This window comes from Lysinibacillus sp. CNPSo 3705 (assembly GCF_028674935.1).
Taxonomy (GTDB): Bacteria; Bacillota; Bacilli; order Bacillales_A; family Planococcaceae; genus Lysinibacillus.
In genome coordinates this window covers 1-24,029 of record NZ_JAQZSD010000065.1, presented here as the reverse complement: position 1 = coordinate 24,029, position 24,029 = coordinate 1, and the positions used below count along the sequence as shown (strand labels likewise).

Annotated in this window: 22 protein-coding genes; 21 read left to right on the top strand and 1 reads right to left on the bottom strand. The window is 37.3% G+C overall.

What is annotated here, in order from left to right; all coding sequences use genetic code 11:
- Nucleotides 1-280: 280 nt before the first annotated feature.
- Entirely contained in the window at nt 281-517 is a 237-nt protein-coding gene (gene tlp, locus PVA17_RS20605; protein WP_053595505.1) for a small acid-soluble spore protein Tlp, read from the top strand.
- A gap of 426 nt (nt 518-943) precedes the next feature.
- Here the strand turns inward: tlp and PVA17_RS20600 are convergent, their stop codons facing one another.
- Nucleotides 944-1,420, bottom strand: a complete 477-nt coding sequence (locus PVA17_RS20600; protein WP_132361014.1) for a GNAT family N-acetyltransferase — start codon at nt 1,418-1,420, stop codon at nt 944-946.
- A 140-nt stretch (nt 1,421-1,560) separates the two neighbouring features.
- Between PVA17_RS20600 and PVA17_RS20595 the strand changes: the two genes are divergently transcribed.
- The 20 genes from PVA17_RS20595 to PVA17_RS20500 all read left to right on the top strand — a co-directional run bounded on the left by PVA17_RS20595 (nt 1,561) and on the right by PVA17_RS20500 (nt 23,508).
- Nucleotides 1,561-1,992 carry a GNAT family N-acetyltransferase gene (locus tag PVA17_RS20595; RefSeq protein WP_274068793.1) on the top strand — a complete coding sequence of 144 codons (432 nt, stop codon included), beginning with the start codon at nt 1,561-1,563 and terminating at the stop codon, nt 1,990-1,992.
- Nucleotides 1,993-2,361: 369 nt separating this feature from the next.
- A complete protein-coding gene (locus PVA17_RS20590; RefSeq protein WP_274068792.1) occupies nt 2,362-2,700 on the top strand; it encodes a DUF4870 domain-containing protein in 339 nt (112 codons plus the stop codon).
- A gap of 12 nt (nt 2,701-2,712) precedes the next feature.
- Entirely contained in the window at nt 2,713-3,486 is a 774-nt protein-coding gene (locus PVA17_RS20585; protein WP_274068791.1) for a MerR family transcriptional regulator, read from the top strand.
- A gap of 689 nt (nt 3,487-4,175) precedes the next feature.
- Nucleotides 4,176-4,724, top strand: a complete 549-nt coding sequence (locus PVA17_RS20580) for a hypothetical protein (RefSeq protein WP_132361008.1) — start codon at nt 4,176-4,178, stop codon at nt 4,722-4,724.
- Nucleotides 4,725-4,988: 264 nt separating this feature from the next.
- Complete coding sequence (locus PVA17_RS20575) at nt 4,989-6,050, top strand: suppressor of fused domain protein (RefSeq protein ID WP_274068790.1); 1,062 nt, start codon at nt 4,989-4,991, stop codon at nt 6,048-6,050.
- Nucleotides 6,051-6,646: 596 nt separating this feature from the next.
- Nucleotides 6,647-7,081 (top strand): GNAT family N-acetyltransferase, encoded by a 435-nt coding sequence (locus PVA17_RS20570; protein WP_274068789.1) that lies wholly within the window; start codon nt 6,647-6,649, stop codon nt 7,079-7,081.
- 10 nt (nt 7,082-7,091) lie between these two features.
- On the top strand, nt 7,092-7,571 hold the full coding sequence (locus tag PVA17_RS20565) for a nucleoside 2-deoxyribosyltransferase (protein WP_132361004.1): 480 nt from the start codon (nt 7,092-7,094) through the stop codon (nt 7,569-7,571).
- 12 nt (nt 7,572-7,583) lie between these two features.
- Nucleotides 7,584-7,901 carry a YbjQ family protein gene (locus PVA17_RS20560; RefSeq protein WP_274068788.1) on the top strand — a complete coding sequence of 106 codons (318 nt, stop codon included), beginning with the start codon at nt 7,584-7,586 and terminating at the stop codon, nt 7,899-7,901.
- 463 nt (nt 7,902-8,364) lie between these two features.
- Complete coding sequence (locus PVA17_RS20555) at nt 8,365-9,342, top strand: helix-turn-helix transcriptional regulator (protein ID WP_132361000.1); 978 nt, start codon at nt 8,365-8,367, stop codon at nt 9,340-9,342.
- Nucleotides 9,343-9,515: 173 nt separating this feature from the next.
- Complete coding sequence (locus PVA17_RS20550; RefSeq protein WP_274068787.1) at nt 9,516-11,204, top strand: AAA family ATPase; 1,689 nt, start codon at nt 9,516-9,518, stop codon at nt 11,202-11,204.
- A gap of 507 nt (nt 11,205-11,711) precedes the next feature.
- Nucleotides 11,712-12,245, top strand: a complete 534-nt coding sequence (locus PVA17_RS20545; RefSeq protein ID WP_274068786.1) for a TetR/AcrR family transcriptional regulator — start codon at nt 11,712-11,714, stop codon at nt 12,243-12,245.
- A 201-nt stretch (nt 12,246-12,446) separates the two neighbouring features.
- A complete protein-coding gene (locus tag PVA17_RS20540) occupies nt 12,447-12,869 on the top strand; it encodes a DUF3995 domain-containing protein (RefSeq protein WP_132360994.1) in 423 nt (140 codons plus the stop codon).
- A 566-nt stretch (nt 12,870-13,435) separates the two neighbouring features.
- A complete protein-coding gene (locus PVA17_RS20535; protein WP_274068785.1) occupies nt 13,436-14,245 on the top strand; it encodes a CPBP family intramembrane glutamic endopeptidase in 810 nt (269 codons plus the stop codon).
- A gap of 80 nt (nt 14,246-14,325) precedes the next feature.
- Nucleotides 14,326-16,587: an ATP-binding protein gene (locus PVA17_RS20530; RefSeq protein ID WP_274068784.1), complete on the top strand. Its 2,262-nt coding sequence runs from the start codon at nt 14,326-14,328 to the stop codon at nt 16,585-16,587.
- Nucleotides 16,553-17,176 carry a response regulator transcription factor gene (locus tag PVA17_RS20525; RefSeq protein WP_248716158.1) on the top strand — a complete coding sequence of 208 codons (624 nt, stop codon included), beginning with the start codon at nt 16,553-16,555 and terminating at the stop codon, nt 17,174-17,176. The genes PVA17_RS20530 and PVA17_RS20525 overlap by 35 nt, the downstream gene beginning before the upstream one ends.
- A 290-nt stretch (nt 17,177-17,466) precedes the next feature.
- Entirely contained in the window at nt 17,467-18,180 is a 714-nt protein-coding gene (locus PVA17_RS20520; protein WP_274068783.1) for a response regulator transcription factor, read from the top strand.
- On the top strand, nt 18,177-19,325 hold the full coding sequence (locus PVA17_RS20515; RefSeq protein WP_274068782.1) for a sensor histidine kinase: 1,149 nt from the start codon (nt 18,177-18,179) through the stop codon (nt 19,323-19,325). The genes PVA17_RS20520 and PVA17_RS20515 overlap by 4 nt, the downstream gene beginning before the upstream one ends.
- Before the next feature lie 131 nt (nt 19,326-19,456).
- Nucleotides 19,457-21,715 carry a YrzE family protein gene (locus PVA17_RS20510; RefSeq protein ID WP_274068781.1) on the top strand — a complete coding sequence of 753 codons (2,259 nt, stop codon included), beginning with the start codon at nt 19,457-19,459 and terminating at the stop codon, nt 21,713-21,715.
- Nucleotides 21,716-21,759: 44 nt separating this feature from the next.
- A complete protein-coding gene (locus tag PVA17_RS20505) occupies nt 21,760-22,371 on the top strand; it encodes a histidine phosphatase family protein (RefSeq protein WP_274068780.1) in 612 nt (203 codons plus the stop codon).
- A 297-nt stretch (nt 22,372-22,668) separates the two neighbouring features.
- Nucleotides 22,669-23,508: a D-alanyl-D-alanine carboxypeptidase family protein gene (locus tag PVA17_RS20500; protein ID WP_274068779.1), complete on the top strand. Its 840-nt coding sequence runs from the start codon at nt 22,669-22,671 to the stop codon at nt 23,506-23,508.
- The last annotated feature ends 521 nt before the right edge of the window (nt 23,509-24,029 follow it).

Genomic DNA, 24,029 nt, shown 5'->3' with positions numbered 1-24,029 from the left:
ATTATATAGTTGGAGAATGGTAACCATAAAATAGAAAACATGCGGATATAATATATCCTTAATGCGCATGCTAAACTGATTATAAGGGAACTTTTATTAAATACTTTACGAGGAACGAATAATTCTGTTATGCCATTTGAGTTGAAAGTTATTTTATATAATCTCATGTTTACTATAAGTGGAAATAAAAAGGTAGCATTCTTCTTAGTAAAAATTAGTACACATAGGAACATTCTAAATTAGCCAACCTAGATTTATGTCAAAATTTTAGGAGGTTACCATGGCTAATTCAAGACACTCAAAACCGGATGATAGATCCAATAACGTTGAGCGAATCCGTGATATCGTTAAAAACACTGAAGAAAAACTTCATGAAGCGGAAATTAGTTTGGAGTTTGCAGACCCTATGCAAAGTGAAATGATTAAAGAAAAAAATAAGCGACGTCAAAAGTCAATTGAAGGATTAAAAGAAGAAATGAAAGATGAAATGGCAGCTCGTAAAAAAGGAGAAGTGTAGAATTGGAGACTTAGGGATAAACGTATCTCCATTCTTTTTAAAAAAGTGATTGCCTATAAAGGCAGATGGTTTAGAGTTCTGTAGTGGACCTCTACATAGCCATCTGCTTTTATTATGAGGTTGTAATAAAGGTATAGCTATTGATGACGGTGGGGGCAGCATGTTCCCAAGCAGTTTATGGTGTGGAAGCAAGAGAGTTACTATGAGAACTTACAACATAGAGGAATACTTTATTTCTAAATAAAAATATTATGTAAACTACAGGAGAGAACTTGAAAATTTGAAAGTGGAATAATTCAATTGGAACATCCAAAAGAGTATAATTTGTCGTTGGCATTTTTTCTTTAAATAGCCGATTGTCAAAACCACAGAAAAAAATCACTCATGTCATAACGAGTGATTTTTGAGAATTCATATCTACATTTATTAAATGGTTAGGTTCATAACAATTTGCTCACCAATACGTCCCATTCTTCTTTCCCCGTTATCGACAAAGCCAGCTTTTAAATACAAATTTTGAGCCGGAATATTTTTATGATTAACGACTAAAACAACTTCATTATATTCTTTAAATTCCCTCTTCATAAATTCAGACAAAGCTAACATCCCTTTTTTGGCGTACCCGTTTCCTTGTTGTTTATGGTCAATAGATAATGCAGTAAGCAGCATAGCATTTGGATTATTAGAGTATTCTTTTACTCTTTCTGTTGCATACAGGACAAAAAATCCTACAGGTACATGGTCACTCAAAATAACAATCGGATATTGACCAACCATCTCTATAGAAATCTCTTTTGGAAGGGCAGTAAATTGCCTTTGTTCTTCCGGAAGCTCAAAGGCATTCAAAATAGCCACATACTCTTCTGAGAAATGTGCTAATTCAATGATGTTCGTTTTTTGCATAAAATTGCCTCCTTTTTAATCATTTTAATATCAGAACAAACGTTCGTCAAGAGACTTAATTTATAAATGGTATGTAATCTCTTTAGTTTGATGGTTAAATATAGTTATCAACATTAAAAGAAAAAATAGGGGGAGTAAAAATGGTTTTACTTAAATATGACGTAGAGGAAAACGAGCTAACAATGTTAAAAGAAGTTTATCAATCAGTAGGGTGGATGATGAAACATGATGAACGTATAATAAAAAAAGTTTTCAATGCAAGTACACATCAAGTTTTCGCAGTAAAAGATCATAAAATTATAGGTTTTGCGAGAGCTCTTTCAGATGGAGTATTTAATGCTGCGATTTATGATGTTGTAGTACATAAAAATTATCAAAGAAGCGGGATAGCTAAAATTCTTTTAGAGGATATCATCGACCAATTAGAGGATGTTTCTTGTATTCAGCTAATTGCAACAACAGGAAATGAACCTTTTTACGAAAAGATCGGCTTTAAAAAATTGAAAACTGGTATGGCCATATATAAAAATCCACAATTAGCCGAGGAGTATTTGGAAAGCCATAACCCTTGAGGAAGAGAATACAAAAAAAGCTGTAGCGTACGGTATCGCTACAGCTCAATTTGACTTGCTTAGGTTAGTCAGTAAAGCGATTATATCATATAATAGAGCAAACTAAAAATAACAACAGCTATATTTGATAAAGTATTTAACATAAGGAAAACTTTAAAGAAATTACTTGAAATACTCCGCTACCTTATTTGAAGTTAATCACCTAAACATAGATACCGAAATCACAAAAAACCAAACGTGAATTCTTGTGTTTAATGAAAAAAATTATTCTTTGTCCTTGAATCTCCAGTAGCGTTACCTTTTATGATGAATTTAGTTACTCATTGTAAATGGTAACAATTAAAAATATGCTATTGGAGGAAAAGCACAGTGAAAAAAGAGAGTATATTAAACAGAGGATTGGCAAGTTTAATGCACCTGTTCTCGCTATTATTAACCTTTATTTTACCTATATTGGTATACTTAGTATCAAGGAATAAGAATAAATATTTTGCTGACCATGCAAAAGAAGGAATGAACCTTCATTTTACTTTCTTCCCAGTTTTTTTGTTATTAACTTTGATGTCTAAAAAATGGAGCGCAGTTTCAATCCTTTCTTTTGCACTTATTATTCTTGAAACCATATTAATTTTAATTGCAGCAATTTATACTTTAAATGGAAAAAAGTTTTCTTATCCTGTTATACGATACTTTAAAGTCAATCATTAAGGAGAGAATAATTTGTCGGAGAAAGGTATTTTTACGATAGGTCAACTTGTGCAAACGTCTGGTGTTAGTATTAGAACCCTTCGATATTATGACAGCATCGACCTATTGAAACCAAGTGATTATACAGAGGGTGGACATAGATTATATACTACAGAGGATCTATCTACTTTACAAAACATTAAGTCATTACAGTTTCTAGGCTTGTCGCTAAAGGAAATTAAAGACATACTACAAAAAAACACTGTTAAAGGTGAAATTATCTTACAATCTTTAAACGCACAAAAACAGTTATTTGAAGCCAAAAAGCTTGAAATTATAAATATATTATCTGATATAAATCACCTTATTGAAACAGTAAAAGATGAGGAAATCATTAATATCGAGATATTTTGTGCTATGCTTCAAAAATTAATGTTTGCTGAAAATACTGAAACATGGTTTAAAGAACACTTTTCAGATATAACTGATGAATTATTTAATATAAATAAATCCGAAGAAATCGATCTAGATAAAAAATGGGCTAAAGTTCTATCAGAAATTAAACATTTAACATTTATAGAAGCTATACCTTCTTCAAAAGAAGCTCAAGAAACTGTTAAAAAACTTCTGCAACTTATGAATGAAACATTGAAAGGAAATTTAGATTTGGTTGAGAAAAAGCTACCATTCACAGAATCATTCAAATTTCCCAATCCTTTTACAGAAAAGGAGCAAATATTTTTAAAAGAAGCGATACGTATATACCAAAATAATTGTGCCAACACCCAGGCAATAATAAAGAATTAAAATATGAAAATCCGGCAATAAAAAAGCCAGTTGAAAATTGCTAGTATGGAAATTAACCCCCAATTACGCCAGCGATTGGGGGTTAATGGAAATTTGATCTAAGTGTCATGAAAAACTCAGGGGTTAAGCCAAAAATATGAAGGGGAAGATAACTTACCCGTTAAGTTTACGCTATAGCCGGTATATTCTTTCGCATTCATCTGGTGTTAGATAATCGATTCCTTGTGGAAGGCACGCTAGACAGTTGACTGGACATACCAGAGTGATAAGCTCCACTACAGTTTGTTTCAATTTTTTATTGTATCATTTTTGACTCAAAAAAAGACACGCCCTCTATTGGTTATAAGGATACTTATTTAACCAGGGTTTTGTCCGTGACTCTATGCTACATTCAAATTTTTAAGCTCCTATAAAGCCTCAAACTTTACACCACACACATCGGCAATCATATTTAAAATTTCTTGTACATACCTATACTTAAATTCTTAGTAAAAATCAGTAAATCACAAGATGGCGTAAAAACATAAGTCTAAAAGTATTTTATTGATGAAAATTAAGAAAATTTTCATTTTTTTCTAAGAAAAAAGTCAACTTCTTTAGCTATACTTATAAAAAAAGGAAATTTATGAAACCGTTTGAATATTTAAAACGTATTGGTAGTGTGGAAGAATATTGAAGTGGGTGAGGACATGGCATATACCATTTACATAGTATTAACAAAGACAGGTACATTATTATCAAAAGCTATAGGCATGTATACTGGAAAAGCGATGAATCATGCGTCCATTGCTTTTGATGAGGAACTTTTTGAAATGTATAGCTTTGGACGTAGACAATTAAATAATCCTTTAAGTGGGGGTTTTTTGCAAGAGGATGCAGAAAGAGGGCTATTTGAAACAGCTGATTGTGTAATTTATCGTTGTAAAATATCTCAGTATCAATACTTAGAGATGATGAAAATCGTACGTTATATGTATTGGAATCGTGATCGCTATAAATATAATTTTATTGGGCTCTTTGGCGTTATGATGCAAAAGGAGGTACGAAGAGAGCGTGCTTATTTTTGCTCACAATTTGTAGCGACTCTTTTGAAGGTTGGTGGGCTGAAAGTTTATCAAAACCCAGCATTAATGACACCCCATTGTCTCGCACAATTACCTTATTTAGAAAAAGTATATGCGGGGAAGCTTGCAGATTACTTACAAAGTGTGCGTTCAACAGCTATGTTATACGGTTAAGGCGAAATTTTGAAGCATTCAACTTATTTTATCCACGCCATAATAACGCCTCGGCGCATTTAGATATCCGTTGAGGCTTCATATTTAGCCATGTCTCTATAGATTGCCATAGGACTTAGTAACTTGTACTCAATATCCACCACCGATTAATAAAAAAACTAGTAAGATTAGAGGTATTAAACTAGGTATTATTCTCTTTGGAGTGTGTTATATACTTTATAGTATAATTATAGGTAATATAGAAATGCATAGGGGGCGTTGATGATGAGCGAAGAAGTAAATGCATATGGTTGGGATGCAATTGATCAGCAGTTATTAAAAGTTTACGGAGAACAGGAGCCGAAGCATTATGGAACTGTTATTCCATATTTATTAGGGGGAGAAGATCCACTTGAAGGAATCAGCGCCTATAAGAGTGAGACACCAGTTCCACACTGGCATTTTGTAACTTATGGATTTTCCGAGTTATATGAAAAAGAATCTGAAGATGCGAAATACAGCGGGTATGGGTTTGAGTTAACATTTCGTCTTGCTCGAAATGAAGATGAGGAGGAGCCGCCAGCGTGGGCGCTAAATTTGCTACAAAACATGGGAAGATATGTTTTTGACAGTGGCAATGTTTTCAGAGCAGGCGATTATTTGGATGCTAATGGTCCAATCTGCGAAGGTGCTGACACGCTTTTAACAGCGCTTGCATATACGTTAGATCCCGAGTTACCTGCTATTGATACACCAAATGGACAAGTAGAGTTTATTCAAATGGTAGGGATTACAGGCGATGAGCTTGAGGCGATGCAAACTTGGAATACGATTGGTGTACTAAATGCAGGTCTAAAATATATCCCGAGCTATGTTACTGACTTATCTCGTGTATCTCTTTTACAGATTTCATCCATTGCTGAAGCGGTAGAAAAAGGAATGGCAGAAGAAGGCTCAAATACCGGCTATTTATTTGTGGACCAACTAGCTTGGGAGCAGGGGAAAACAGGGTTGTTCAGCAAACAGTTGAATAAGTTAACGCTGGGGGCAAAGCAAGCAGCAATAATCGGTAAACTTTTACGCGGACGGATTTTAAAAGGGAAAAGGCTAACCTTAGTTGGTCGAGAAATCCGAGTTGTTTTTGAGCCCGGAGAAAAATGTGGCTATAGCGTGGAGGAAGCGGATGTTACCATAACTTTAAATGAAAAGGCAGTTATGGAACTCAATCAAAACTTGATGCCACAAGAAAAAGAATTTGAATTGTCTTCTATACCGGAACTTTCACTCTTAATTCAAAAAACATATATTAAAGATCAGCAAGGAAACATTGTGGAAACAATCGGATGATAGAATATAATCTCCCGCTAAAACGAACAAAATATCCAAATGAAATGAGTTTGGGTTCGTATAAAAGTGGGAGGTTTTTTATTATTTTGGGACGAAACTTGATGGCTGGCGATATATCGGTTTACTCGAATCAAAGGATGATTACCGTAAGGAGAGTGGAAAAGATACCGTTTGCATTAAAAACAGTGATATTGCGAAGAGCCTTTAGAGAAAATATCATACCGCAAGGATTTCTTTTCCGTTTATTGGGTAAATGACATGAGTATTGGATACTGCATTTTTATGTTAAAGCTACGCATTTGCCAACAGGGATGATTCCTACCCTCCGCATCTAGGCGACAATAAAGGAGAATGGGTGTCACGTGGCCGTACCCGTTGTTAATGTCTTGGAAAGGTTACCACCTGACTTAACCGTTAGCCTAAGAAACTGTTCTGTTATCGCAAAAACTCCGAGCGGATTAGATCTCCCGTTCGATAGGATAAACACTTAGCACTGTATAAAGGACGTTATTTTTTCCAGAAAAACAATACTGCAATGTTCAACCTTATAGTTTGAGCTTTTCTGCTATAATGAATGACTGATAGGGGTGATAAAAATGCATATCGTCATAATTGAAGGCGTACCATATGATTGGTTGAAGCAATTACAGGAAATTCATGCACATGTATTTGATGGGGCAAATCTACCACTAGAAAAACTTGAAAGTAAAGAAGGACTTATTTGTTTATTAGCAGTAGAAAATAAAGATATCCTAGGCTTTAAACTAGGCTATACACATCCTGATGGCGTTTTTTACAGTTGGTTAGGCGGTGTCCTTGAAAAGAAACGGGGTCAAGGGATTGCCAGTCAATTGATGGGGCGACAGCATGAACATATACAGGCACTTGGATTTAAAAAAGTTCGTACATATGGTAGAAATGAGCGAAAAGCAATGCTCATCACAAATCTTAAACATGGATTTGATATTATTTCCACTTTTGTGGATAAGAAAAATCGACATAAAATCGTGTTTGAAAAAACATTGGAATAGGAGTTTTATTATGAAGGCATACTTAGCAAATGGATTATTTTCTTTAGGAGATCGTTTAGTCAACGAGCAACTCGCTGCGGCAATTAGAGAGGCAGTACCAGGTATTGAATTATACGTACCACAGGAAAATGATGCGATAAATGATAAAGCGGCATATGCTGATAGTTTGGCGATTGCGCAAGCCGATTTAGAGATGCTGCAAAATAGCGATGTATTAGTGGCCGTTTTAGATGGGGTTGAGATTGATTCAGGTGTAGCAGCAGAGATTGGGGCATTTGCGATGTTGAATCGACCAATCGTAGGCGTCTTTACAGATGTTCGTCAACAAGGCCGGGACAATATGATGAAAATAGAAGCACTTGTACACGACGGGGTTGAAAATCAGTTTGTTTATCGCAATTTATTTGTGATTGGCTTAATTAAGCGCACAGGAGTGATTACGACTTCCATTACTGAAGCTGTTAAAGCCGTTGAAAAATATAAAAAATAGGAGGGCTCTTGTATGTTACTATCAACCACAGATAGTATAGCAGGAAAAGAAATTGTAGAAACTATAGGTTTAGTAAAAGGTAATTCGGTACAATCGAGAAATATTGGCCGCGATATGATGGCTGGACTTCGCAATATTGTCGGAGGAGAGATGAAGGAGTATGCAGAAATGCTCACTCGCTCTCGAGAAATTGCCACACAAGCTATGGAAGAAGAAGCAAGAAGACTAGGGGCAAATGGGATTGTTGCGGTAAGATTTTCAACATCATCGGTCATGGACGGCACATCAGAAGTATTAGCGTATGGAACTGCAGTAAGAGTAAAGGAATAATCTGTTAAATACTCTGTCTAGGCTACAAATTTTCGCATAAATACTCAATTTTGCTGAAGTTTCGTTTTATCTCAAAAAATTCTACATGGTTGATTGGAGTCGCTCGCGCAGAGCAAAGCTTCCTGGGGTGTCCGAGGCCGCTGATGCCCGATGAGTCGCTCAGTCTCAGCGGTAGCACAACAAAGTGCTCAGTCGGAACGGAGATCAACCTCTCACTTTGCCGAAGAGCAACATGACATTTGTATTTCATTGATATAATAATGAAGGACTTCAATCACCGAGGTTGAGGTCCTTTTTATCTGCTTATACGGAATTAACTGTAAAAATAATGTGAATTATAACAAAAGTATAGAATGTCATGCCAATTATACCAATAAAATAGAAATTATGTAGTTAAAAGGACTAATAGTGTCCAACTCTTTTTGTATAATAGAAAAGTAACTTTGAAGAGAGAGTGGGATATATGGTAGATTCACAACAACACAAAGGCTATCGGGTCATTTCGATGTTTGACAGACTAATGGATGGTCAAGGAATTAACAAAAAACAAGAAGCAATAACACATAATGTTGGTGAAAAAACCATACAACGGGATTTGAATGAAATTCGAGCGTACCTAGAAAAAGCTAAATTGGATTGCCATTTAGAATATGTGCGGACGGAAAAGGTGTACAGGCTGACAAATAAAGGAGAAAGTATTTTATCAAAGGAGCAAGTTTTAGCGATTGTTAAAATTCTCATCGAATCAAGGGCACTGCTAAAATCAGAAATGAGTGATATTATAGATAAGCTTATTTCGATTGTTGCGGCTGATAAGCAGGAGTTTATTCACAATATTATTTTAAACGAAAAGCATTTGTACGTAGATTTAAATCATAAAAAGTCTCTACTGCCTTTAATCTGGGTTCTATCAGAGGCGGTTCAAAAAAAGAAAATCATTAAAATTGATTATTTATGTGAAGGTGAAACAATTCCTTCAGAAAGGATTTTAAAACCACTTGCCGTTATTTTCTCGGAATACTACTTTTATTTAATTGCTTATGATAATAAGCATGAAAAGGATTTGCCCATTGTTTATAGAGTCGACCGAATTCAACATTTTTGTGAGCTTGATAAAAAATTCCAAATACCATATGCCGAACGTTTTCAAGAAGGAGAATTTCGCAAACGTATTCAGTTTATGCATGCAGGCGAGCTAATGCGTATGAAATTTATCTTTAAAGGACCGTCCCCACAAGCTGTGTTAGATCGTTTGCCAACAGCAAAAATATTATCTAAAAAAGATGGGCAATATTTATTTGAAGCGGAAGTTTTTGGACATGGTATTAAAATGTGGTTGCTGAGCCAAGGGGCAGACATTGAAGTGTTAGAGCCAATTGAGCTTAGAGAAGAGATGATTGAAACGATTCAATCGATGCAACAAAATTATCGCTATATATAAAAACAAAAAATAAGGTAAAAATCCGTGTAGATACTAATCGAAGCGGATTTTTACCTTATAAGAGTGTAATTTCTTAAAAAAATACCCTGTGAATTCCGAAAATTCGCACATAAGTATTCTTTTCCACGCTATAATTGAACGTATACTGAACATGGATAAAGGGTGGCAATCAAATGACATATAATCATGAAGAAAAAGATATATTGTATCCAGATGGGACATTAATGTATCGGGGCGGCGTGAAGAAAAATGACTTTGGTCATGACATATATGATGGCAAAGGTACGCTATTTGACCAAGAAGGGGAGCTGTTATTCGAGGGAGAATTCGTCAATCATATGAAGCAAGGTAATGGCATTATGTATTTAAAGGGTCAAATGATTTATCAGGGCGAATTTATTCAAAATAAAAAACAAGGTAATGGTATTTTATATAAGGATGGTCAAATATATTACGAGGGACATTTTCGTAATGATTTAATGGATGGTTACGGGATTTTGTATTATGAGGAAGATGCTATTGCTCCATTTAAAGAGCTTCGTACTAAGTATTTGCATTTAAATCAGCCGCAATATGAAGGTGATTTTGTCCATGGCATGAAGAAAGGCAAGGGAAAACAATACTATCCAAGTGGTTTTTTACAATATGAAGGTGATTTTATCTGGAACCATATGCAAGGTGCCGGAAAGCTTTACTTCACACCAGAATCGCCAAGTGCTGAGGAACTTGCAAATGGTGTAACAACGCTTCAATATGAAGGTTATTTCTTTGAGGATATGAAACATGGAAAAGGTAAGAACTATTCTCGTCAAGGTGTACTAGTATCGGAGGGGCAGTTTAAAGAGGATGCTATGACGGGACATGGTACTCTTTACTATACTAATGGACAGGCTTCCTATATCGGAGAACTTGTAAATGGAGAAAAGCACGGTCGAGGAGATTATTTCAATGAAGAAGGGAAAATTATTTATAGCGGTGAATTTATTAACGGTGAACGTTTACGAATAACACCAGAAATAGAGCGAGAAATTGAAAAATTACAGAAGCAGCTGGATGGACTTGTAGGACTTCCAAATGCCAAAAAGGAATTACATAATCTTATTAACTTCATTAAAATTCAAAGCTTGCGTGTCGACCATGGTTTAACAAGCTTCCCAATCACCTATCATCTAGTGTTCTCTGGAAATCCAGGTACAGGAAAAACAACAGTGGCACGTATTATAGGCCAAATATATAAACATCTTGGTGTACTCTCAAGCGGGCATTTTGTGGAAACAGATCGTGCAGGTTTAGTAGCAGGATATGTTGGTCAGACGGCTTTGAAGGTCCAAGAAGTAGTAAATAAAGCAAAGGGCGGCGTGCTTTTTATTGATGAAGCCTATGCACTAGTTAATGATAAACAGGACGCTTTTGGTAAAGAAGCGATTGATAGTCTATTAAAGTCGATGGAGGATTTACGCGATGATTTAGTTGTGATCGTTGCTGGTTATACAGAGCTCATGGAGGAATTTTTACTTGCCAATCCAGGTTTTAAATCACGCTTCAATCATTTTGTGCAGTTTGATAATTTTAGCACAGATGAGCTTTATGATATTTTTGCCATGCTATGTAAAAATAATGATTACGAGTATGGTGACGTATTTGCACATCATATGAAGGAGCAATTGCATCAAATTCCAGTCGAAGCTATTCCAAACTTTTCGAACGGTCGCTATATCCGAAACCTATTTGAAAAGCTCGTAACTATTCAGTCAAACCGCTTAATTCAACAGAAAACTATTACAAGAGAACAATTAATGGAGTTTACAGAGAAAGATATTTTACAAGGCATTGCAGAAAATCTATTTGATAATACATTTTAGCTTCTTTCAGAAAATGTCCGCTAAGACAGAGGAACTCAGTCTAAGAACGTACGCCCTGTGGCAATTTATCTGTGGGCAAGCGAAGCACGAAAGCAACAACGCATGACTGAAGTGACCAACTTCGTTGCAGCCGCTACGTTGCACAACGCTTTAGCGCAAAAAACATCTGCAGGTCAAAGCACAAAGCCGATTCTGGACGCGATTATGCCTCGGCATAATTAATTAATAGTGGCATTAAGGTCAAGTAATTAAAAAACTTGGCATTAGCAATAAACAAAGTGATTTGAAATAGGAATGTAACCAAAAAAGGGAGATTAAAGATGAAAAAACTTTTAGCTATTATAATAATATGCGCCTGTATTTTACCTAGGGTAATGCCTATAAATATTACGATTAACAATAACATTAAAGTACATAAAGATAAATAAATTGAAAAATTGACAAAAAATGAAATCGATAGTATTCTAACGTAAAACATACGCTAACGTATCTTACTGGAGAGATGACATGCAATTAACAAGAGAAGATTGGATAAAAGCAGGATTACAACAATTGGCTGATGAAGGAATACATAAAGTTCGCATCGAAGCACTTGCTCGATTGCTAAAAATAAGTAAAGGTAGCTTTTATCACTATTTTCGTGACCATCAAGAGCTGTTAGATTCTATGGTCGACTATTGGGAGATACATGCAACAAAGCTGATTGTTCAAAGTATGGAGCAACAGGATGCCTCGTTGGAACAGCTTTTACGAATTAGTTTTAATCGAGATAAAAAAATGGAGATTGGTATTTATACTTGGGCAAAATATGATCCTGTTGTTGCAGAACGCTTAGTGAATATTGAAGAACAAAGAATCTCGTGTGTTGCGAAATTGTATCAAAAAAAGGGCATCGACAAAGCTGAATCGATTGATAGAGCGAGACTTGCCTATTTAACGTATGTAGGATGGATGACAAGGTTTGAAGAAAATCCTAATTTTGATATTGATAAAATGGTAATACTTTTAACCTCTTTCAGCGGTTCGCCAAATATTCGCTGAAATAGAGGAACTCCATCTAAGAACGTCACGTCCCTTAGCATTTATCTGTTACTACGTTGACGCTACGCTTTCGCATAAAAAACATCCTATTCGATAATTAATGTCCCTAATAAGGTTGTAAAACCTGAAGGGACAAAATTTTTACTATAAACATACGCATGTGTATGTTTTGTTTGAATTAAAACATTGGGGGGCGAAAAAATGACATTACTTTTAATATTAGTAGCTGTAGGACTTCTGTGGTTTATCAGTTCGTTGCATTTTTATTGGGCTTTTGGAGGTCGTTGGGGTTCTGCCGCTGCTATCCCTGTAAAAGAAGGAGAGCATAGACCTGCTTTTACTCCCAAAAAATGGGGGACATTATTCGTAGCTATTCTTATTTTACTGGCTAGTGCCATTATTGTTGTTCAAGAAGGTTATTTGCAGGGGTTCCAAGCAAATAGTTTATCTAAAATCGGAAGTATTGTTTGTGCTTTCGTTTTCATTATTAGGGCAATTGGTGATTTTAAGTATGTTGGATTTTTTAAAAAAATAAAATACTCACAGTTTGCTAAATACGATACTTGGCTTTACAGTCCATTATGTCTATTTTTTGGATTTGTTTATATTATTCTATTGTTATAGCCGCTTGCTTTTAAGCCCTCATTTAATGTTACTTTTATAGGTGAATTTAGGGCTTATCATTAAAAGTTGTGGAAGATATTTGTTAAAACATATGAAATGGATATAGGCTGATCTTTAAGCCGGCTGGGCGACTCCTTGGGGATTGGCGAAAGCATCACATCCTATGAAAACGCCGGTGCTGTCGCTTCTCTTTCGCACAGACAATGCGCCCAGTCGGAACGGAAATCAACTCCAAGTTATGGTAATGAGGCTAATATAGTAACATATTGATATATTTGGTTTTTTGTCAATATATTCAATATAATGAATAGACAGTGACTGATGTCTATGCTTCTTCCAAGATGATAAATTCTAATTTTCATTGGTCATAATTATTGAAAAAGTTGTGAAGAAAAAGAAGTTTGAGCATAACAACCGTGCAATACGAGTTCTTTGCGTGAACGCCCAAAAATGATGCGTGTGTAAACCTAAAATGGACGGAAGATACGGATTCTGTTGACAGTGAAGTCCGCTATGATCAAGGAGCGTACTAAGAAATTAACGCTCATTTTGGGAGGGGTTTTGTTATGTCCGTAGTTTACCGTAAATTCGTCGATTTTTTCAACTTGTCCGATCCGACTTATGTCAAGTTCGTCCGAAAGTTTGAAGCCAAGACAAAGAAAGAAATCGCTTTCTACTTGTTTCTTGGCTTGTTGCCCGGTCTGATTGCATATGTATTCATCTATCCGCTTCGCGAGTCGATGATGGCATGGACCGGTTTATCGGCTCATTATGTGCAGTTATATGTGCTCATCCTATTGAGCGCCGGCTGGCATATGCTCGTTCCTTTCCTGTTGCTTCGTTACAAGGACGGACTTTCATTCAAGGAATCGCTCGTATATTTAGGCTTCGCCAGACTTGATCTGAAAGGGTTGCTGCTTGTATTTCCAATTTTGACGATGTTGTTCACATTATTATCGTTGCCTTATGTAAAATACGTCTATCCGCCATTGTTTGAATGGCTGAATGGGTTCCCAGCTTTCCATATGGGTGAATGGCATGTTTTTTATCAAGGATATTACGACCCGAACTTTCCGTTTCTGATACTGCTATTGGGCCTAATCGGCAACTTTATCGGCGAGGAAATTTATTTTCGAGGTTATTTGTTACGTAAAGTTGGACGCCTCAAACATGATTGGTTATGGATAGCGATCATTTTTCAGTTTTATCACATGTGGCAAATACCCATCAATTGGGCGTACGTTCCATTAGCTGTAATTATCCCTGAAGAAATTTTAGTTAAGTTACGCAAAAATATTTATGGCGCTATCCTGTTACATCTGTTCGTGAATTTTTTGTGGGGGATGATTAATATGTATTTAGTCAGCGTGCGATAAACCCTAGCTTGTCGTAGCCTAGGTTTTTGCTCGATTTATTGATTTTTTAAGAGGTACACACTCGAAGGGGGGGATGCAATTTGCCGGAAATTGCACGGAAATACAATTTGGTGGTATACAGTTCAGCTTTGTTATTCCTGCTTGTTGGGGTTTATATACATGCTACGACATTAAAGAACCCATATACTGGTTTAATGTTCCGTGAAGATAGGGGCACGTGGGTCATCGCATCCATTGATCCTGCCGGCAAGGCGAGAGAATGGGACGTCCGCATCGGTGACAAACTCCTGTCGGTTGGCGGTCAACAGCCGGAATTAATGAAGCTCGGTGATCGTGCTTATCTGAAACGATTGGGGGTACTTCAGTTTGAGCGCAGGGATTTGGTTCGTTTCGAATTGCGCAGCGAACCGGGGATACATGATGTGTATAAGAGTTTGTTTGCAGCCTGCGCGGAGCTAGCTCTGCTCGTTATCGGACTGGCAGCTTATCGGAACAAGCCCGAGTCTTATATGGTTCGCCGCTTTTATGCGCTGAACGTATTCATGGCGGCGACGCTGCTATCTGTTTATTCGACAGAGACGGCGCTTACTGGATTGATATTGCCTGTCGTGACAAGTTGGTTGCCTTACTTGTTGTTTGCTTTCTTCGTTGCCTTCGTGTTCCGCACGGTCCCTAATTGGATTAGTTCACTAATGGCAGCCTACAGGGTACTGGCAGCCTTGTTCTCCGTGTACGTATTACTTGTTTTCACGCTTGGAACCATCCCGGGGTGGACCCGGAGCGCTCTTCATACCGCGCTGATTAGCATATTACTTGCCATAATCGTCATTGCTGTCGTATATTGGCGCGCGATGGATCGCGCTGAAAGAAATCGGTTGCTGACATTTGTTACTGCGCTGACATTTGGTTTGATGCCGTTTCTGTTTCTATACGCGCTCCCAGACCTGCTATGGGGGGAATACATAGCGTTGCCGGAAATGACATTGGTAGGCCTTATTGTCCTACCAGCTTCTATACTAGCATTGTGGGCCAGACAGAAGCTGCTCGACATCCGCTTTTATCTTCCCAGTTTAGCTATTCATGGTTTGTATGTAGGACTTGTGATAATCCTAATTGCGGCGCTTATCCGTTCAAATGCTTCGCTGACAACACTTACATTGTGCGGCGCGTTCGTTATTCTTACACTGCTACATCGATTCAATCTTGACAACTTCAAACGTCAGCGAGAGAAACGGAAAGATTGTCTGGATCGTCAGCGGCTGGAGATGTCTATTAAACTCGCCGAGCATCGCAATAGCCGCGATCTACTGCGAATGCCTGCAGAGCTTATCCATAGCGTGACAGACATTGAGGGTCTTTGCTTTGTCTGGAATCGGGGAAGTGAGGCTATTACGTACGGAACAGGGCCATTCGCCGAAATGCAGGAGTTAACCAATTTCCGTCAATTTAACACGAATGTTTTTGAACAAGTGATAGATCTTATGCAGCCCAACGGAACGGTAATTGGCTATTTGGTGCTTGGTCCCAAAAAAAATAATACGTCCTTTACACCAGAAGAGCTTGGCTTAATCGACAAAGTAAAGCTGGAAACCGTCCGACTGCTGATGGGAGCTGCCTTACTCGACGAACTACGAGGAGCGAGAAGTGGGTTACCAATGAAAACCTCAGAATACAGATTACTAGAGGCACAGCAAGCAGAGCGAGTTCGAATGTCATATTATTTGCATGATCATATTTTACAGAATCTAATCTTTCTTGCACGCGATTTGGAAGAATTACACGATACAGAACAAAGTGACAAGCGGTTAACCGCCGTCTGGTTAAAATGTTTGTATGATACGCAACGCGACATCCGAATGCTGTGCGATGATTTATACCCGCACATCATCGATCAGGCAGGCTTAGATGCAGCCCTGCTCTGGCTCGCACGTATAGTTAAGGAGAACGGAGGCCTAACCATCAAGCTGGAAAACAAACTGCCAGAGACATTGTCTTCGTTGTACAAAATGACGTTATTCCGCATTGTGCGAGAGCTTGCCAATAATGTTGTCAAACATGCGAGAGCACAGAAGCTAGAGATTCGGTTATGGGAAAAAGATGATGCGTTCTGCGGACAGATTAGCGATGACGGCATTGGATTCGATCCAGCAAATATGAACTGTGTTCGGACCGATTCTCAAGGATTCGGACTTGTCACAATCAGCAGTCAAATTGCGCAATTTGGAGGCGACATCGAAATTGACGCGGAAGCTGGACGTGGAACGATTGTCCGCATTAGACTACCGAAACAGAGAGGTGAAGCAAAATATGGAGCAACCGATCAAGGTGCTGCTACTAGATGATCATCCCCTTGTCATGGAGGGATTAAAGAATCGGCTAGAGCGAGAGCAAGATATGTTGGTCGTAGGGACTTTCAGTGAACCCCAAGAGGTGCTAAAACGTATCGGTACATTAAAGCCAGACGTCGCCGTTATTGACATTTCGATGCCAAGTATGACGGGATTTGACTTGGCGATAGAAATAAAGCGGACTTACGATATGGCAATCAAGTTGATCGTGTTGTCAGGTTATGTCTACGATGAATATGTGCATAAAGCTTATGAGATAGGAATTCACGCTTATTTATCTAAACAGGCGACCTATCCACAAATTATAAACGCCATTCGGCAGAGTATGCTTGGGTTGCGGCTCGTACCTGAGAAAATGACTACATTACCGAGAGCTGACCAATTGACGCCGACAGAGAAGGCAGTACTAAAGCAAATCGCGTTGGAGAAGACAAATAAAGAAATTGCTAGGGAGTTAGCGATGAGTAAGCGCACTGTAGAGTATCATATGGCGGCTATAAACCGAAAGCTTGATGTCAAGACGAGGGTAGGTGCAGTAGCAAAGGGCTATGAGATGGGATTGCTAGAACGCTTATATGACTAGTTTGAGCAGCAAGGGGAAATATGCCTAATGTTATACTGTTGGGGATTGAGTGAAACCATTTATATAATTCTACATTCGTATTTTTTAAAGTATGTTCAAGTGAGAGCCAGTAGTCACAAAAAGTGATGCTGGCGTTTTTTTATAACCGAAGACCGGAAAGAATATCTCCATTTTTCGCAACAGGTACAATACCTATGTCAATCTTTCATTTACCTTGCGAAATACACATCTAAAAGGAATTGAAGATTGATACATAGAATACATTAAAGGATATGCGAAGGAGGATAGATATGGCCAAAACTATATTGATAGTTGATGATGATCCCGATATTGTAGACTTGTTAAAGCTTTACTTAAATGCAGAAGGATATATTACATTAGAAGCGTTTGATGGCAAAACAGCTTTCAATCTGTTGAAAAATCAGGCGATTGACCTTGCCATTGTAGATATTATGATGCCAATTATTGATGGTTATCAACTTCTCCAAATGATCCGGCAACAGTATAAAATTCCAGTTATTTTACTTTCTGCCAAAAGTCAGGACTACGATAAAATAACAGGACTGAAATTAGGGGCAGATGATTATATTTCGAAACCATTTAGTCCTTTAGAATTGACAGCTAGAATTCAAGCCCAATTACGGAGGTATTATGAATTTAATGAGCCATTATTAGCTCAACAACCCTCTCAGCTAAAGTTGGGTGATTTACTTTTATCGCACTACGAATGTGTGCTATATATCAAAGACAAACCGATTCCGCTCAGTGCTCGAGAATATGAACTGTTAAAACTCTTAATGAGTGAACCGGGACGCGTCTTTACAAAAAAACAAATTTTTGAACGTGCATGGAATGAATTTTATATAGCTGATGACAATGCAATTATGGTGCAAATCAGCAGACTTCGTGAAAAAATTGAAGAATGTCCAAGGAAACCAGTATATATAAAAACCATTCGCGGCCTCGGTTATCGATTTGCCAAGAAAGATGAGCTGATTCCATGAAATCTCCGAATCGGCTTCGGCGCTTATTAGTTATTACATATAGTTATTTCTTCATTACAATTGCACTTATTGCTGCGTTTTCATTGTTTGTATTAAATGAGCAGATTCTTAATTATTTTGCGGACATTGCCCATGAAAACGGTACAGTCCTAACATCTGAAACGGATAAGGTCATGGAAGGCAAAAATCATCATAACAACGAACAGATCTTTTACAAAATGCTCTTGCAAACGCTTCTGCTTTTTCTCTCTTTATTGATGATTGCTGTTTATATTTTTGGGAAGTGGACGGCCTCCAGGCTTACCACTCCACTGCGTTCAATTGCAGATGGCATCCAAGATATTGCTCGAGGTCAATATAATAAGCGACTAAAATTTAAAGCAAGTTATGAGCTTGCCCAAATCCAAGATGATTTTAACGCCATGGCAGAACAACTGGAACGAACAGAAAAGGAAAAGCAACATCTAGAAGAGAACAAGCAACGTATGCTTGTGGATTTATCTCATGATTTAAAGACACCGATTACTACAATTAGAGGGTATATTGAGGCAATGGAATTAGGATTAATTAATGATGAAGAGCGAAGGCAGCGAATTTTACGCATAATTTCTGATAAGGCTGAGCTTGTATCAGAACTCATTGACGACATTTTTGAATTATCTAGACTGGATAGCCCTGATTATCCTTTTGACTTTCAAATAGCTGATATAGCCGAATTCACGAGAGAAATCGCTGCAGAGTATTACGAAGCATTTGCAGAAAAAAATTTTATGTTTCATTTTGAGATTCCTAAAGTTGAAGTCATTTTTTCATTCAACTATACATGGTTATACCGAGCTGTATCTAATATTCTCTCAAATGCATTAAAATATAATCCACCAGGAACAACCGTACGATTGAAGCTTTTAACAACGGAAAAAGGGATTGAAATTCATATTCAAGATGACGGGATCGGCATTCCACTAGCAATTAAAGAAAATATATTTGATGCTTTCGTGCGTGGGGATCAGTCGCGCAAGAGCGATGGTGGTACAGGGTTAGGACTAGCGATTGCCAAACAAGTTATCGAAAAACATGGTGGAAATATTAAGCTGACAACGAATGGTGAGACGAGTTTTATCCTCTTCTTGCCAAAAAAGTTCTGATTTGTTCTTCAAAAAATATCCAAAAATGAATGTAAGATTATTGAAAGAAAGAAGAAAGCTGGTTGAAAGAGTCATCCTGTAACCTACAATAGAATATTTTGAAATAGATTGTAGGTAGGGGGATTAACAAATTGGGAGTATTCAAAAGGAAACTCATTTATTTTGTTAGAAGGCTATATGCAAAACGAAATCGTATAGAGCCATTGTCATTAGGTTGGAAAGGTGCAGCTATCGCTTTAAGTACGATGGCATTCCTATTGATGTTGAATCAAGGGAGGTTTTTTTTAGATCAGCGTAGTTTAGTAGATTACACTATTGGAATGTTCGTATTTATTATTTCCGTTGTGTTAATAAGTGGTTTTATCACTCTTCTATTGCATAGTGTGAAAAAAATTCCTAGTCGATATTTATGGATACTCTTTAGTTCACTAATATTTCTATTGTTCTGCTTTTTCGCTTCTTCTTTGGAAGTAACTATCCTATTTATTCTATTAATTGCGGTTGTTGTTTCTTTGTGGGGAGCATTATTATACAAATGGTTAAAAGGTAGCTATAAAAAAGCAAAAAAATATCAAAAAGTTTGCGTCCTCACATGTTTATTTATATTGACTATAGGGATTGGAGCATGGGGTTATTGGTTGATTCATCCCGGGGAAGCGAACACCCCAGTAGTTGTATTAAAGCAGCTGAAAACATCGAAACGGTATGACAATACTATGCTTAGAAATCCGGCGAAACCGGGCGATTATCCAATTAGAAAGCTCACATATGGCAGTCCGAATACTTATCGAGAAGACTTTAACCAAAAAAATTCATTGACAACTAAAACAGTAGACGCTAGCGATTTTGTAGAAAAGTGGTCTTCTATTCGCACGAGAACACTTGGTTTTGGACCTGAGGCAATGCCGTTAAATGGCCAAGTGTGGTACCCAGAAGGGAAAGGAGACTTTCCGTTAATAATGATTGTGCATGGAAACCATTTAATGACTGATTATTCTGATCCAGGTTACGAATATTTAGGTAACCTTCTTGCGAGTAGGGGCTATATAGTTGTGTCCGTGGATGAAAACTTTCTTAATGTTTCTCCCTACGATGATTTGTTTTTGGTTAGTCCGCTAAAGAATGAGAATCCAGCGAGAGGATTATTATTGCTGGAGCATTTACAGACGTGGAAAGAGTGGAACAGGACTAAAAACAATCCATTTTATCAAAAAGTGGATATGGAACACATTGCACTAATAGGGCATTCTAGAGGTGGAGAAGCTATCGCGATTGCAGCTGCTTTTAACGAAATGCAACACCCACCTAGTAACGGAAATATTCAATTTGATTATAATTTCTCAATCCGATCGCTTATTTCTATTGCTGGAATAGACGGTCAATATATGCCTGCTGGGAAACCGCTTCCGTTAAAAAACGTAAACTATTTGGCACTACAAGGGGCGCATGATATGGACGTAAATAGCTTTGATAGCTCTAATCAGCAGTATCGGATTTCCTATACGAATAAAGATGATTATATGAATGCGTCGGTCTATATTTATGGAGCCAATCACGGGCAATTTAATGAAAAATGGGGACGAGGCGATCTAGCTGGTACGGCAAACCAACTCTTTAACCTAAAACAAATTATGCCTCGCGATCAGCAAGAAACCATCACGAAAGTATTGATATCTGCTTTTTTAGATAGTACGTTGAAAGAAGAGAAACAATACAAGGAAATTTTTAAAGATTTAGGCTATGCTAAAGAATGGCTTCCTGACACGCTTTATATTAATAATTACTACGATTCGCAAACATCTTTTATTGCTACGTTTAATGAAGATATTGATCTAAACACGACCACTGTTCCAGGCGGCAAACTGTTCGGCAAGAATTTGAAGGAATGGAAAGAGGAAAAAGTCAAAATGAAAAATAATGAGGCAGATTATAGTGCCGTTCGTTTAGGGTGGAATTCAAAAGACAAATTTTCTCCAGCTTGTTATATAGTAACTCTTCCCGAGAATGGATTAGAGATAGGGCAGAACAGTTCTATCGTATTTTCACTTGCAGATAGTAGAAAGGAAGAAAAAGAGAACAATCAGGAGGAACTAATTGATTTTACAGTTACAGTAGAAGATAGAAATGGCAACCAGGCGAGCCTGCCTCTTAGCTATATAGCCAAATTGACACCTGCCATAAAAGGAAAGTTACTGAAAAAACCTTTTTCCAATATAGGTAATACGACGGAACCAGTGTTTCAACATTATGGATTTTTATTGAACGATTTTAAAGAAGTAAATCCACAGTTTGATCCACTGAAGCTAAATAAGATCCATTTCCAATTTAATTTAACGAAACAAGGGACGATACTAATGAATAATATTGGGATTAGAAATGAAAATATATAAAAATATTAGTAATAGCTAGGGAGAAATTATAGGGGGAAACAATATTGAAGAACCAAACGATATACTTACTCCGTCATGGTGAAACTGAATTTAATACACAAGGGCGATATCAAGGAGAGCTCGATTCTCCATTAACTGAAATGGGTATACAACAAGTACAACAAAATGCTCTAATGCTAAAAAGTTTAATTGGAGATCCAAATGAATGGAAAGTTTTTTCGAGTCCATTAGGCAGAGCTATGCAGAGCACTGAAATAATTTGTGAAACAATTGGATATGATTTGAAGAATGTTGTAAAAGAAGATCGTTTAACTGAGGTGGCTGTGGGACAATGGGCTGGACTAACAACGAAAGAAATTGAAAATTCTTGGCCCAACCTTCTTCATAACACAGATGTGTATAATTGGTATTTTAATGCGCCAAATGGAGAAGCTTACGACTTAGTAGTGAACAGACTAAGTGCTTGGTTAGAAACTATTCAACATATACCGCAAGTGATTGTTATTTCACATGGTCTAACAGGCCGTATTTTACGAGGAATATATGCAGATTTAATGAAGGAAGATACACTTAAGCTAGAAGTATCTCAGGATGCATTTTTTAAATTAACGAATAAAACAATAACAAAAATATGTTCCGATTTTGATGATTTTTAACTTATTTGGAGCGGGTGTATAAACAGCAGATGAAATAGAGGAACTCAGGCAAAAAAACACGTTGCTGCCGCTATGCTTTCGCGCAAAAAAACATCTGCTGCTGCCGCTACGCTTTCGCGCAAAAAACATCTGCTGCTGCCGCTACGCTTTCGCGCAAAAAACATCTGCAGGCCCAAGCACAAAGCTGATTCTGAACGCAATTATGTCAGGGCATAATTAATCTTATTTCTTCAAAAATTCCCTACAGGAATAATCATAAATGCCTCCTATTATAATGTGTGGGGGGCGTTTTTTTTTATGAAAAAATTTGTCTTATTTTGTTTTATATGTGCGGTAGCATTCTTTTTTTATTATACGAATCACATAGCAACGGAACAAACGCCAGTAGAGCTACCTTCGTTGCATAGTAAAAATGCTTTGTTGCTGAACGAAAAAGGAGACGTATTATTTGAAAAAAATGCAGATGACATTATTTATCCTGCATCATTAACGAAAATTATGACAGCGATTGTTGCTATTGAAATGACTACTGATTTGCAGAAGCAAACCATTGTTAAACCACAAACGATTTCTAAATTTACTGCTCAAAATGCTTCCATGGCGGGCTTTAAGGCAGGAGATTTTGTCACGATAGAGGATTTATTATATGGCACACTGCTTGCTTCTGGGGCGGATGCTACAGGAACACTTGCGGATGCGTTAGCAGGTAGTGAAGAAGCATTTGTAACATTAATGAATAAAAAAGCACAGGAATTAGGGCTGAACGATACCCATTTTGTTAATGCAAGCGGATTACATGATCCTGCTCATGTCTCCAGTGTCCGTGATTTAAGTAAGCTATTTCGTTATGCCATTAAAAATCCTACCTTTTATCAAATTTTGACTTCGAAAAGTTATATGACTCACGTTCCAAATGAATTAACGATAACAAGCTCACTATTAGCAAGAATACCAGTTGGAGAAGGTACAATATTGGGAGGAAAAACGGGCTACACCCCTGAAGCAGGTCTTTGCTTAGCCTCTATTATCGAAAAAGATGGAAAACAATATATTTTCGTGACGACGAATGCGAATGGGCAGGCTTGGACACCACCATTCCATATTGAAGATGTTCTTACTGCGTACGAGGCGCTGTAAGAGGAAAAATTATGAAAAAGAGATAACTTTTTTATCGTTTCAATCGTCTTATTTATAGGGTGCACAGTACAAGTACCTGATAAAGGCGTCTTGGGGCCTTTGACAAATGACAGTTGGCAAAATTGCTAACACAGTATTCATAATTGGGGAACAATCGATTATTTTCAATTAAGTTGGGAGGTATTAATTACCAATTGTTTTCATCATCTATTGCCAGCGCTACCACAGAGGAATTTTTGATGAAGAAAAAGTGAAAGTTTTTTAGAAAAGCATCAAGAAACAATTTGATAATATGCCGTTCATCCTAGCTACCAAAAACGTTAATTAAGTGATTTTTATGGTTCATCACCAAAAGTTGTGGATGACTTTTGTTAAAACATCTACTATGTAAATAGTTGATTGGAGTGGAGACTGGGCGACTCCTCGGAGATCAGCAATAGAGGAACGAAGGCTAAAAGCATCACATCCTGTGATAACGCCTTCGTGACCAACATCGTGCTGCTGTCGCTACGTTGCACTCA

Excerpts from the sequence above, each read along its gene's own strand:
- tlp (WP_053595505.1), top strand. The coding sequence starts at position 281 with ATGGCTAATTCAAGACACTCAAAACCGGATGATAGATCCAATAACGTT.
- PVA17_RS20600 (WP_132361014.1), bottom strand. The coding sequence starts at position 1,420 with ATGCAAAAAACGAACATCATTGAATTAGCACATTTCTCAGAAGAGTAT.
- PVA17_RS20595 (WP_274068793.1), top strand. The coding sequence starts at position 1,561 with ATGGTTTTACTTAAATATGACGTAGAGGAAAACGAGCTAACAATGTTA.
- PVA17_RS20580 (WP_132361008.1), top strand. The coding sequence starts at position 4,176 with ATGGCATATACCATTTACATAGTATTAACAAAGACAGGTACATTATTA.
- PVA17_RS20575 (WP_274068790.1), top strand. The coding sequence starts at position 4,989 with ATGAGCGAAGAAGTAAATGCATATGGTTGGGATGCAATTGATCAGCAG.
- PVA17_RS20570 (WP_274068789.1), top strand. The coding sequence starts at position 6,647 with ATGCATATCGTCATAATTGAAGGCGTACCATATGATTGGTTGAAGCAA.
- PVA17_RS20565 (WP_132361004.1), top strand. The coding sequence starts at position 7,092 with ATGAAGGCATACTTAGCAAATGGATTATTTTCTTTAGGAGATCGTTTA.
- PVA17_RS20560 (WP_274068788.1), top strand. The coding sequence starts at position 7,584 with ATGTTACTATCAACCACAGATAGTATAGCAGGAAAAGAAATTGTAGAA.
- PVA17_RS20555 (WP_132361000.1), top strand. The coding sequence starts at position 8,365 with ATGGTAGATTCACAACAACACAAAGGCTATCGGGTCATTTCGATGTTT.
- PVA17_RS20550 (WP_274068787.1), top strand. The coding sequence starts at position 9,516 with ATGACATATAATCATGAAGAAAAAGATATATTGTATCCAGATGGGACA.
- PVA17_RS20545 (WP_274068786.1), top strand. The coding sequence starts at position 11,712 with ATGCAATTAACAAGAGAAGATTGGATAAAAGCAGGATTACAACAATTG.
- PVA17_RS20540 (WP_132360994.1), top strand. The coding sequence starts at position 12,447 with ATGACATTACTTTTAATATTAGTAGCTGTAGGACTTCTGTGGTTTATC.
- PVA17_RS20535 (WP_274068785.1), top strand. The coding sequence starts at position 13,436 with ATGTCCGTAGTTTACCGTAAATTCGTCGATTTTTTCAACTTGTCCGAT.
- PVA17_RS20525 (WP_248716158.1), top strand. The coding sequence starts at position 16,553 with ATGGAGCAACCGATCAAGGTGCTGCTACTAGATGATCATCCCCTTGTC.
- PVA17_RS20520 (WP_274068783.1), top strand. The coding sequence starts at position 17,467 with ATGGCCAAAACTATATTGATAGTTGATGATGATCCCGATATTGTAGAC.
- PVA17_RS20515 (WP_274068782.1), top strand. The coding sequence starts at position 18,177 with ATGAAATCTCCGAATCGGCTTCGGCGCTTATTAGTTATTACATATAGT.
- PVA17_RS20500 (WP_274068779.1), top strand. The coding sequence starts at position 22,669 with ATGAAAAAATTTGTCTTATTTTGTTTTATATGTGCGGTAGCATTCTTT.